Source organism: Gilliamella apis, from assembly GCF_030758615.1.
Lineage (GTDB): Bacteria > Pseudomonadota > Gammaproteobacteria > Enterobacterales > Orbaceae > Gilliamella > Gilliamella apis_A.
The window spans coordinates 899,475-913,595 of record NZ_CP132381.1; the positions used below are offsets into that span (position 1 = coordinate 899,475).

General features: G+C 38.3%; 2 protein-coding genes. Both read left to right on the top strand.

The window, feature by feature from the left end; all coding sequences use genetic code 11:
* Nucleotides 1-194 precede the first annotated feature (194 nt).
* A complete protein-coding gene (locus tag RAM17_RS04240; RefSeq protein WP_306240821.1) occupies nt 195-1,901 on the top strand; it encodes a ShlB/FhaC/HecB family hemolysin secretion/activation protein in 1,707 nt (568 codons plus the stop codon).
* Between the two features lie 109 nt (nt 1,902-2,010).
* Entirely contained in the window at nt 2,011-14,118 is a 12,108-nt protein-coding gene (locus RAM17_RS04245; RefSeq protein ID WP_306240823.1) for a hemagglutinin repeat-containing protein, read from the top strand.
* Nucleotides 14,119-14,121 lie beyond the last annotated feature (3 nt).

The window sequence follows — 14,121 nt, forward strand, 5'->3', positions numbered from 1 at the left end:
TATTACTGATGTTTATAAAAAAAGGAGCGGTTAATCGAATAAGTAATTGAAATAAACAATACGAATGATATTGAATATATCATTAAAAGATATTATAAATTGATATATATCAGTTTTACGCGTGGATCTTCCTGTATTTTGTTGTTAGCATGGTTTTTATGTCTATTTTTATGTGATGTTATGTTGTAATTAATATGATAAATTTATCGATTAAAAAACATTTATTTGCCTGGGGTGCTATTATCATACCCTCGTTTGTTGCGTTAGCTGAACCACCGCCAAAAACGCAACAACTGAGTGATCAGCAACTGATCCGCCAACAAGAGCGTGATAGAGCCCTTCAAGATACATTAACGCCTTCGGCACCTGACATCCATTTATTACCACCAACTCATGAAACAAGTGACATCCATTTTCCAACAGAGTCATTTTGTTTCAATATTCATCAGGTGCAATTATTAGAACGAGATAAATTACCTTGGTTTATTCCTATCAATAAACTGGCTCGTCAAGCCGAGCACCGTTGTTTAGGTGTAGAAGGTGTCAATTTATTGATGACCAAAATACAAGACCGCTTAATTAGCTATGGATATATCACCACTCGCGTGGTGGCGCCTGAGCAAGATTTAACGTCAGGCACATTAAAACTATTATTAGTGGAAGGAAAAGTACGAAAACTCTACTACAGTGATGATAGTGATAAATATGCTCAATTGTATAGCGCAATGCCAGTAAGAGAAAATCAACCTCTTAACTTACGTGATATCGAACAAGGTCTGGAAAACCTACAGCGGTTACCGACAGTTTCCAGTCAAATGAAACTGGTACCGGGCGATAAACCAGGGGAAAGTGATGTGGTTATCACGCGAGAGCAAAGCAAAATGTGGCGATTAGGGTTATCGGTTGATGATTCGGGAACAAAAGCGACTGGCCGAGACCAAGCTGGTGCGACTTTATATTTAGACAATCTATTATCCTTAAGCGATGCGTTTTATGTCTCCGGTGGTCACGATATTAATGGTAAAGGGAAATATGGCTCACGTAACTTCCTCTTATCTTATTCTATCCCTTATGGATATTGGTTACTGAGTGCATCATTATCCGGCAATAAATACCATCAAACGATAGCCGGTCAAAATGAGAATTTTGAGTATAGTGGTCGCAGCCGCAATGCTAATGTACAAATCAGCCGAGTAATTCATCGTAATGAATCACAAAAAACAACCTTAAGTTATGGCATTACCCTTCGTGAATCTCATAACTATATTAATGACACTGAAATAGAGAACGAACAACGTAAAACTACGCATTGGCAATTAGGGTTACAACATCGACATTATATTGACGATATAACTTTAGATGTGGGTGTTAGCTATCAAAAAGGGGTTCGTTGGTTTAACGCCAAAAAAGCCCCCGAAGAAAACAATCCTGAAGATACCAGCAGTGCATTGTCAAATATTTTTCTGGTTAATTTCTCCGCCAATGTGCCATTTAAAGTAAAAGAGCAGTCGTTTCGCTATCGTTTAGACTATCAAGGCCAATATACCCGTGGCGATGACTTAACTTCACCAGACCAATTTTCAATTGGTGGCCGTTGGTCTGTACGTGGTTTTGATGGGGAATTAACATTAAAAGCAGACCGTGGATGGTACTTGCGTAATGAACTTTCCTGGCAAGGGCCATTTAATCATGAGCCGTATCTAGGTATCGATACGGGTGAAGTGTCGGGCAATAAAAGTGAGTACCTACTAGGTCGACACTTAACCGGTGGCGTAGTTGGTATTCGTGGAAATAATTATGGTTTTTATTATGATTTCTTTGCCGGTAAACCAATCCGCAAACCAAAAGGTTTTAAAACCAACCCATTAACATTGGGCTTTAATGTTAACTGGAACTATTAAAATTATTATTTAGTCATACGAAGCAATAAATACAAACAAAAGCAAGTCCTAACGTTTTACCGTAGTCAATCTAAAACAAGAATAAGCAGTATTAAGTAAGGAATAGATGATGAATAAGAAGTTATATCGAGTTATTTTTAATAAAAAGCGTGGTTTACAAATGGTGGTAGCGGAAATCGCTAAAACTTCAGGTGGTAAAGAAAAAACAGCTACGGATGAAAAACTACCGGCACTCAAATCACTTTTTTACACACTTAAACCGATAACCTTATTCGTATCTCTCTCGTTAGGTTTTGTCACCCTCTGTTCACCTGTTTATGGTGCCAGCGATATTGTTGCCGATAAACAAGCCGCGAAACATCAACAACCGCAAGTGATTAATACCGCTAACGGTATTACACAAGTCAATATTCAAACGCCAAACAAAAAAGGGGTTTCTCACAATAAATATCAGCAATTTGATGTTGCACAGCAAGGGGCGATATTAAACAACAGCAGTAAAATCAGTCAAACTCAAATTGCGGGTCATGTACAAGGTAATGAATTTTTAAAAAACAGTGGACCGGCTAAAATCATTTTAAATGAGGTCAATTCTCGTAACCCAAGTCAACTTAATGGTGTACTTGAAGTCGCCGGTCAAAAGGCGCAAGTTATCATTGCCAACCCCTCAGGCATTACCTGTAATGGTTGTGGCTTTATTAATGCCAGTCGCTCAACGCTCACGACAGGTAAACCTATTCTACAAAATGGTGACTTAACCGGTTATCAGGTTGAGCAAGGTAAGATTACGGTCACCGGAAAAGGATTAGATAGTTCAGAGCAAAGCTATACCGATTTAATTTCCCATACAGTATCAGTCAACTCAGCTATTTGGGCAAATGAGCTTAATGTGGTAACGGGGAAAAATAAGGTTAGCCAAGACAGCCAAACCGTTGAGCCTTTAGATGATACTAATTCAAGTGAAAGACCTGAGGTATCTATTGATGTCTCGCAATTTGGCGGGATGTATGCTGGCTCAATACGCATGGTGGGCACCGAAAAAGGGGTCGGTGTACATAATGCAGGTGAATTAGGTGCCAGCATCAACAATATTAGCATTAGTGCCGAGGGTAAAATAACTAACCGCGGAGCGATACAGGCGACAAAAGATATTCAAATCAGTAGCCGAGATAATATTGATAATCAAAAACAAATTTACAGTAAACAAAATATTAAACTCAATAGTGGTAAAACCATTAATAATGATGGAACGTTAATTGCACAAAAAGATATAAAACTTAGTGCCAATAACATCCATAGTCAGCAAAAGAGTGCCATCATTGCGGGTATTGATACACAAGGTAAACTGACGCAATCAGGTAATATTAACGCCGATGCTAATGTCATTGCCTTAAACGGTCAAAATAAAGCCGGTGACAAATTATCATTAAAGGCCAAGCAAGCCATTAATCTTGATGATAGCCAAACGTATGCCAATGAGATAAATCTGATTGGTGACCAACTTTCGATTAAATCAGCACATTTACAAACTGAGCAACAACTCAATTTAAATCATACCGTATCAATTGATACCTCCAACGCCACATTGCAAACCAAAAAAGGGATTGCCGTATCAACCGAGACATTAACCAATAACAATGGCACATTCATTGCTGACGAAGATGTTGCAGTGAAGGCAAATCATGTGCAAAGTCAAGCTGCTAACATCTTAACGTATGGCAAATTGACCATTGATGCCGATGATATAGATATGCAAAAAGCCGCGTTAAGTGCTAAAGATGCTATCACTGTTTCCGCTGGCAACATCAATGCTGATGAGCTTGAAATTATCACTGAACAGGACCTAAAGATTAAGGCACAAAATTTATCGGCTAACCAAGCGGATTTACAAGCGAAGAAGTCAATTCATATCAATGCCAATAACCTTTATGCACAATATCTTAAACTACTGACCACTGATGCGTTATCACTAAAGGCGAATCATTTAGTGTTAAATTATTCACAAATCAGTGCATTAGGTTATCTTGATGTTGCCGCTAAAACACTACAGAATAAACAATCACGTTGGATTGCTGACAAGGATATCAATGTTAAAGCTGAGGACATTGACAACCAATCAAGTCAATTAAAAGCAACGGGTTCGATTAATTATCTATTTACGCATTTAAATAACAACGATACCGTCTTAGTCAGTGGTCAAGATTTAATCTTTACTGGTGATAAATTACAAAATATCAACGCAAAATGGCAAAGTGGTCATAACACCACCATCAATATAACAGGTTTATTTGATAATCAATCAAGCCTCATTGTATCAAAAGGTGAATTAGCGATACGGGCGCTAACAATAAATAACAATGATGGCGATTTAATTTCAGGCAAGTCATTAACTATTAATAGCAAACAATTAGCCAGTGAAAATAGCGTATTACAAGCCGAGCAAGCCCTTAAATTAACGGCCAGTGAACAGTTTGATGGCCAATCAGCAACGTTATATTCAGACCAGCAAATTGAAATTAATAGTGATAAAATCGATTTAAATCAGGCCTATGTCGGTTCGAAAGGTGATATTACATTAAAAGGGCAACATCAACAATTAAACGAAAGTGAACTCCTCTCTAATGGCCAAATTGCAATTACTGCTGCCAATATTCATGCGGATGATGCCATTATTAAGTCCGCAAAAGATATAATCATTAATGCATTAGCCTTTGTGGCATTTAATCGAGCACAGCTTGTTACCAATCAACAATTAAAGATTAAAACCGAGCAAGCCGATACGGCAGAATCAAAGATGTATGCAAAATCGGGTATGCATATAGACGTAACAACACTGAATAACCAACATTCAAATTGGTTAAGTGAAAGTACTATCTCACTGTTTGCAAATCAGTTTAATAATCAAAAGTCGATCCTTGAAGCCAAACAAAATATTGATATTGATGCTACACAATTTAATAATCAAGAGACGGTATTATTAACTGATGGTCGTCTGATTATTAATGCAACAGATATTGATAATACCTCAGCGCAGATTCAGACTAAAGACGGCATAACTATTAATGCCAATAATCAATTATTTAATGATAACACCAAACTTATCACTGAAAATGACATTGATATTCATGCTAATGTGATAAGTAATACTCATGCCCAGTTATCCAGTAATCAATCTATCGCTATCAATGCTCAGCATCTTGATAACCAACATAGTACATTTTTTACTGGTGGTAAAATAAACGTTACAAGTAACATTATTAATAATGAAAAGAGTGAAATTAAAGCGAAGCAAGGCATTGATATCCAAACCGATTCATTAGCCAGTGATGAAGCGGATTATCTCACTGAAGGGGATTTCAATCTTAATAGCCAAGATGCCTCGCTTAATAAAGCAAAAATTGCCAGTAAAGGTAACATGCACATTGTCGGTGAACAAACGTTGTCGATGCAAGAGGCACAGCTAACGTCACTAAAAAATATGCAGCTTAATGCCAACACACTTAATAGCTCAGCATCAGACATTTACAGTTTAGGTAATATTGATATTACCGCACAAACCGTAAAGAATGATAAAGCCTCACTCATCAGTGACCAAGACATCACCATACACGCTGACACGATAGATACAACTGAGAGTGAAATAGGCGCAGAGGGGGATATCAACGTCAGCGCCATAACACTTAACAATAATAAAGCTAAATGGATAGCTAAAAAAGCCATCAGCATTAATGCGCAGCAGTTAGCCAATACAGCTGCTCAATTAGCCAGTCATCAATCACTCAATATCCATGCTAAGCAAATTGACAATCAGCATGCCGTGCTTAGTGCAAAAGAAACTATAGCCATTGATGCTGATGATCTAGATAACAGCCAAGCAAAATTATTTAGTGACCAATCTGTTATCATAGCGGCAAATCACTTAATTAACCGTGAAGGGGTGATTAAAGCAGCGGATGAAATTACGATTAACAGTCAAAACATTGATAATAATCAAGCTATTTTTGTTGCTGAAAAGGATATTCAGATCCATGCCAACACACTGAATAATACCAAAGCAGCACTTCAATCCCAATCACAAATAGTGTTAAAAGCCGATCAGCTAAATAATGCGTCAGCATTACTGCTCGCGGGTGATAAAGGGCTTAATATCACCAGCCAAAACCTGAATAATCAGCAAGCGCAGCTTTATTCTAAAGGGGATTTAACAATCGACACCCAGAGCATGGATAATCAACATGCTAAAATGATTGCTGAAAAAGCCTTGAATATTCATACTGACCAGTTAAACAATCAACATGCCGAATTACAGGCTAAAGGCAATATCACGATTGACGCAACTGAGCAAAATAATCAGCAAGCGACAATATTATCGGAAAACGATATCAAACTAAAAGCCACTGAGAGTTTAGATAACCGTGAAGCACAGTTCACCGCAAATGGGTTGATAGATATTCAATCAACCCATCATATCGACAATTCACAGGCTAACTTACTCTCTAATAAGGGTATAGTTTTAAAATCAGCAAATGTGATAAATCAATCGGCGACATTAAAAACCAATGGACTGATAGATATCAAAGCAAACTCACTTGATAATCAAGCATCTGAATATCAGGCCAATAATATCGTGCTTGAAATTGATGATTTAAACAACCAACAAGCCAAATTAACCGCCAATCAAAATCTGATAATCAATGCCCAAGACTTTGATAACACGCAAGGGCAATTACTGGCCAATGATATCTATTTAAAAACTAAAGCATATCGTGGTGATGGCACCATGAAAAGCCAAAATAATTTATCACTGGATTTACAAGACAGTTTTATTAATGAAAGTGAATTGTCTGCAAATGGGCATTTAGCGATTCGCACACAAAAAGATATTGTTAATAAAAATAAAATTACTGCAGGTCAACAAGTTTCCTTAGAAAGCCAGCAGTTAACCAATGAACAACACGCTGAAATTAGTGCTGAGTATCTCTCATTAAAACACCAAAACGTGACCAACCATGGCTTAATTGATGCAACAACGGCGGTGATGCGAACCCATCAATTAGATAATTTAGCCGGTGGCCGAATTTATGCAGATAACTTAGCTATTCATGCCAATATATTAAATAATCTGGCAAACAATAACATGGCTCCGGTCATTGCAGCTCGACAAAATTTCCATTTAGGTGTGGGTACGTTAAATAACTATGCCCATGCCCAATTACTTAGTTTAGGTAATTTTGTGATTGGCGGTGAACTGGATGAAAACTGGAGTGTGACTGGCTCTGCCAAGCAAATTAATAACCACTCAGCCACGATTGAAGCACAGGGTGATTTATATATAGCGACTAATGAACTTAATAATATGAATGATCATATTGTTACTGAAATGCGCCCAACGGATGAGCCACCTGAAACCGAAACCTACTTCCAAACTTCAAACGGGGATGGTCAAGCTAAATATTCACCTAATGAAGTGACATATCGTATCCATAGAAAACGTATGCCCGGTATAGCTTGTCAAAGTGGTGCAAGCCATAAACGATGTTTTTATTGGTGGAATGATATTCCTGAGCATTTACGGCATTCGGGTAGTTTACAACGAATGAGTGTTCCATCAAAAGGGATTAATGGTGTTGCCGACTCATGGGAATTTAATGTCATTAAACATAAATACCGTACCGTTATTTTAGAGACAGATCCAAGTAAAATCAGTGCTGCGGGTAATGTGATTATTCACGGACAAACCATTAATAATCAAGACAGTAAAATAGTTGCGGGTAACACGGTCAATATTAATGCAACCCAACTTAATAATCATGCTCAAGAAGCAGTCTCTAAATATGTGTATTCAGGAAGTATTTATCTACATAAAAGGCATAAGCAGGACAAATATGGCTGTTACTATCAAGGTGAATATAATAAAGCCGATGAAATTTTCGTTGATAATGCATTAAATAAAAATATTGTCGACCATCAAATTGTTGAAAAAACATCATTGACTGAGCAACCACGCAGTGAAGTGAATGTTGAAAACAAACATAACCAAGTTGCGGTGGATAAAACCGTCAATGATACACTGACCCAACAAGCTAAAGTGGTTTCAGCACAAAGTATTGCCATTAATTCAAATCAATCAGATAGAACTCATATCAAAACTGATGCCAACCATCAACCAGGCACCATTACGTCGATTCTGCCAAAACCGACAACAACAATTGAAGAGGATTTACCTCATCAGGAAAATAATCCCCCTGCCGTTGATGAATCGACACTACCTGAAGCCGGCAATGACATAACACCATCGAAAACCATTAGTGTTTATGAGCCGGACTTAACCTTACCAGATAATAGCTTATGGATAGTCAATAAAGAGACTGACAAAAATTATATTGTTGAAACCGATCCGCGTTTTACTAACCGTAAAAAATGGTTAAGTTCTGATTATATGATTAATCGTCTAAGTGGCAACCCAGATTCAGTATTAAAACGGTTAGGAGATGGTTACTATGAACAACAACTTATTCAACAACAAATTGTTGGCTTAACCGGTCACCGTTACTTGCACGGCTATAAATCTGATATGGAACAATATCAGGCATTAATGGATGCGGGTATCAGTTTTGCTAAAGAATTTGGTATTGCAATTGGGGTGGAATTAACCGGCGAGCAAATGCGGGCATTAACCAACGATATCGTCTTGTTAGTGAAAAAAAGCATTATGGTAAATGGTCAACCAACTGAGGTACTTGTACCACAAGTCTATATGGTTAACCGACCTCAATTAGGTACTGATGGCGCATTAATTGCGGGTGACAATATTTTTGTTAAAGGTGAACAACTCAATAACACCGGCTTAATTGCCGCCAAACAAGATGCGTTATTACAAGGCCATGATGTCACTAACAAAGGGACCATCTATGGTGACCGAATTCAAATTGAAGCCGAAAATGATATTACCAATTTGGGTCACCTATTTGGTGACAAATTAGTTTATTTATCAGCCGATAACGATATTAATTTATTATCAAGCACGCGTACCCAAACCCGCGATCGAAATCGGCTGACCAATATTGATCAGGCCAGTACGATTTTGGTGAATAATGGCAATATTGTGATTGATGCCGGTCACGATATTAATGCAAAAGCCGGTTATATTGTCAATAATGGCAACGAAGGTAACACTTGGTTACAAGCTGGCCATAACATAGGCTTTACTACCGCAGAGCTGGAAGAAAAATTTGATATTACCAGTAAAAAAGATTATCGCAGAACAAACGAAAAAAGCGTTGTAGGTACACAAATTACAGCGGCTAATAATGTTCAGTTAACTGCTGGTAACGATATAACAGCTAAAACCGTAGACATTGCTACCGGTAATCACCTTGGTTTACAAGCAGGAAATGATATCAGTATAGAAGCTTCAAAAGAGCACTTTGATTTAGATGAATTTCATAAAAGTAAATCTAAAGGCTTTTTGAGTAAAACAAAAAGTAGTTCACATACAGTAATAGATAATAATACTTCTAAAGGAAGTGAACTAAGTGCCAATAGTGTAACAATAAAAGCAGGGCATGATTTAGATATATCGGGCAGCATGGTAATAGGGGCGCAAGATGTCTACCTCAATGCGGGTAATAATGTAAATATTGAAGCGGCAGAAGAAACTTATTACCGCTATGAGAAACAAAAAACAAAAACATCTGGAGTATCAACAAGTTCAAAAGGAATAAGTGTTGGTTCGCAATCAACCAAGGCTACCTCAACCTCTAATGAAGTTAATCAATCTCAAGCAGGCAGTTTAGTCGGTACCTCCGGTGGTAATGTGATTATCTCGGCCAATAAACAAGTAACCATTAGTGGCAGTGACATTATTGCCGGTCGAGCAGAAGGTGATGATAAACGCGCCACAGGTCATATAGACATCAGTGGTGAAGATATTTCGATTATCCCTGGCCATGATATTGTTGATAGAAAACAGACTTTCAAATCAAAATCTTCGGGTGTTGGTATTTCGTTTAGTAATCCAATAACTGAGAGTGTGCAAAATATTCATGATATTTTCAAATCCTCAGGTAATAAGGTTGAAAAAGCGAAACAATTTACCGGTGAACTGGCTGCATTAGCTATGGATATAGGTAACCCAGCCTCATCCCCAATTTCATACCATAAATCGTCAACGAAAAGTGAATCAAGTTTACACGGTGAATATAGTAACGGTAGCACATTAACTGCAGCTGGCAATATACAACTTCATGCCACTAATAGTCAGGAAAGGGATGCACAAGGACAATTAACGCATGGCGATGTCGTCATTAGTGGAAGTGACTTAACCGCCGGTGAAGCCATCATTATTGATGCTAATCGTCACGTCATTATTGAAACTGCTACCGATAAACAATCGGAATACAGTAAAACTAAAAGTAAAAACTGGAGTGCAACGACGGCTGGACCAACGGCGGGCTCATCAGTACGATTTATCAATGGTAGCCCAAATCATGGTGCAAGCATCTTACCATTTGGTAGTGAAAGCTCAGGGAATCGAAGTAATAGTGATGTAGTGGGTCAAAATGCCTCCACGCTCACGGCAAATAACATTGCCATCAATAGCCATGAAGGCAACATCGACATTAAAGGTAGCCTATTAAATACTCAAGATGATATCAACTTACGTGCGGAAAAAGGCAATATTGATATTGGTGCTAGTACGAATCAATCACATAGTGAAAGTAAAGGTTACAATAAAGTCGTAGGTGAATTAAATGGCAATGGCTACAGTGGTACAGTTGGCTACCAACACTCCCGTTATAAAGAATTAGAAGATAAAGCAACACAAAGCAATATCCGTAGTGGACTAAACAGTGCTAAAGGCAATATCAATGTTATTGCTGGTGATGACGTCAAACTAGCGGGTGTCGATATTACCGCTGGTAAATCAGTAAACTTAACGGGTAAAAATGTCATTATGGAAACCAGTGAGGACAATATTTACCAAAAAGTAGAGACTCAAAATAAACAATATGGAGTAACAGTCTCGGCCTCTGGTTATGCGGTCACCGCAGCACAGTCAATTGAAAAAGCAGCAAAAGCGATTGAAAATAAGGAAGATAAACGTTTAGCCGCTATTTATATGGCACAAGCCGGTGTAAATGCGGCACAAGCTGATTTAAATATGTCCGATGCACCGGTAGAAGTAAATCAACCAACAGCAAACGCGGAGAGTAATGCTAATGGTGGTGGCTCTTCTTTGATTAAAGTCAACGCAAGCATAACCGCTGATAATTCAAAACAAAAAACAGAGTATAACAGTCATACTCAAGCCGGTACGGTTATTCATGCTGGTCAAAATGTGAATATCAATGCAAAAGAAAATATTGAAGGCAAAGGCGTTAAAATTATAGGTAAAGATGTCAATCTCAATGCGGGTAATGATATCAAATTTGACTCAGCAAACAGCACTGAAAAATTGAAAAGCACGGATTCTGGCAGTCACTATGGTGTTGGTGTCGGCTTTGGATTAGTGGGCGGGCAAAATGGTTTTTCAATTGAGTTAGCCGCCAGTCAATCCAAAGGTAAAGAAAACGGTACCAGTGATATCAATCACAACAGCACCATCACCGCCAGTAATACACTTAACATCCAGAGTGGTCGAGATGTTATTTTAACGGGCGCGGAGCTGTCTGGTGAGCAAGTCATTGCCGATATAGGTCGTCACTTAACCATCAGTAGTGAACAAGATAAAGAAAAATATGATGCTAAACACACCAGTGTTGGTGCAAGTGCCAGCATCTGTGTACCGCCATTTTGCTATGGTGCAAGTAGTGCGAGTGCTAATTTTGCTCAAGACCGGATGAAGAGTAATTATGAATCGGTTAACGAGCAATCGGGCATATTTGCTGGTAGTGGTGGTTATGATATTACTGTGGGTGAACATACCCAACTAAATGGTGCGGTGATAGCCTCTGAAGCTGACCGGTCAAAAAATCGCTTAGATACCGGCACTATTGGCTTTACTGATATTAAAAACAAAGCCGAATATGATGTCAGTAGCGCCTCGGGCTCTATTGGGGTAAGTAAAGGACCTGGTAGTGGTGGTTTTTCACCGACTAGTGGCCAACCAACCGTTTATGACCATAACGATGAAGCCTCGAATATTACGCACTCGGCAATCAGTGACGGTGAGTTAATCATTCGTGACCAAGATAAGCAAACACAAGATATTAATGAACTTAGTCGTGATACCGAAAATGCCCATAGTAAGCTCAAACCTATCTTTAATAAAGAGGATGAACAGACCAAACAAAACATTGTCACTAGCTTACAAGAGTTAGCGTCACAGGTTAAAGAGCTTGAACGCACCATTCATAAAGATGCCGGTAAAGACTCAAAAGATGGTAAAATGGGCAATGACTTTAGTAAAGGGGTTGACTCAGCGGTGGCAATTATTACCAGCATTATCACTGGCGATATTGCTGGTGGCCTTGCTGGCGCCAGTGCACCATGGTTAGCTGAGCAGATAAAACTGCACACTGGGCACCTAGACAAGGATGGTGAATGGGTCACTGATAACCTTGCCGGTAACTTAATCTCTCATGCAATACTTGGCGCGGTAGTAGCTGAACTGCAAGGTAATTCGGGGTTAGCCGGTGGTGCTGGAGCGGTAGCTGGTGAACTAGCAAATAAAGCAATTATTGGTATACTTTACGGTGATAAAAAAATAAGTGAGTTAAGCGAAGAGGAAAAGCAAACCGTTAGTGCTTTATCTCAATTAGCGACGGGTCTTGCTGCTGCCGCTACAGGAGGTAATTTTGGTGATGCTAGCGCGGCTATTAGTAGCAGTAAAAATGCGGTTGAGAATAACCGTTTGAGTACGGTTGTAGAACAAAGGCGAATCAATGAACTTGCTAAAGACAATGAACTAGAAAAATTACTTTATCATGCTGCAGCTTGTGCGTTAGTCCATTGTTCAGCTGAATTTGCTGACGATGATCCGATGAAAGTAGCATACCAAAAGCTAGAAGAGTTAGGAAACAGTGATGAGCTGCAAGCTTATAGACAAACACTTGCCTCACAAGAGTACATCAAAACCAATGTTCTCCCTAACGTAAATGGTGTTTATCCGATGACTTATGAAACAGTTGAAAAGCTGTTTGAGTATACAAGTGGGGATGAGTTTGTAGATTCAGTAGCCTATATTAATAATAAATACAGTGTGACAACCCGATTAGGAGGTGTCGTACAAGTTTTAGGTGCATTTGGCGAAGGCGGTTTAGCCGTTGCTTTATCACCAGGATGTGCAACGGTTATGGGTTGTGTTCCAAGTACCTTATTAATTTGGTCTTCCTCTGATAATCTTGTGACGGGTGGAGCTATTATTATTAATGGTAAAAACTATACAACACTAACAGGAAAAGGGCTGGCGAAAGCACTAAATATCTCGGAATCTGATGGTGATTTGTTATTTAATACTATAACCGGTTTATTCTCAGCGAAAAAATTAAGCGATTTAGCTTCTTCAAGTCTTTCTTCTGGTAATAAATTAACGGCAAAAGAGTTAGATGCAATAAAGAGTGAGCTTGATAGTGTTGGCAATAAATTAAAAGTAGATCCACATGCAGAAAAAGGAAATAATATTGCTAAATCTGTAACTACGAAGGAAACAGGCTATATCAAACAAGGCGATAATATAGTTGGACCTAGAGGTGGCGTTTATACAAATACAGGCCAAGTTGATGCTGCGGGAAATCCAATTTATAAAAACAATGGCTCATATTATATTTTTGAAAAAAATGAGAAAATAAATGTTCCATCACCAGGAAATACCGCAACAACGACTAATGGTCGTCCAACTCCAGTGGATTCAGAAAAGGATGTTGGTAAAACGTTAACGCCTGATTTTAATGCTCAGGAAAGCTATCTGAATGGTCAAAAGGTAAAATGGGGAACAGACGGGAGTGTAAGACCAGATTTTTGTAATGGTACTACTTGTTCAATAGAAGTAAAAAATTATGATATACAAAATAATATTAATGGTTTGATTGATAATGTTTCCAAACAAGCCATTGATAGAAAAAAACATCTACCATCAGGAGTACAACAATTAGTTGTAATAGATACTCGCGGTCAAAAAATGACCAATGCACAAGAAACGAAAATAAGGTATGGTATTGAAAGTAAATCAAATGGAATAATTAGCTCAAAACAAATTAGATTTATAACAGATTAGTAA

Bases quoted from the DNA above. Each gene is read 5' to 3' on its own strand.
- RAM17_RS04240 (WP_306240821.1), top strand. From the start codon at position 195: ATGATAAATTTATCGATTAAAAAACATTTATTTGCCTGGGGTGCTATT.
- RAM17_RS04245 (WP_306240823.1), top strand. From the start codon at position 2,011: ATGAATAAGAAGTTATATCGAGTTATTTTTAATAAAAAGCGTGGTTTA.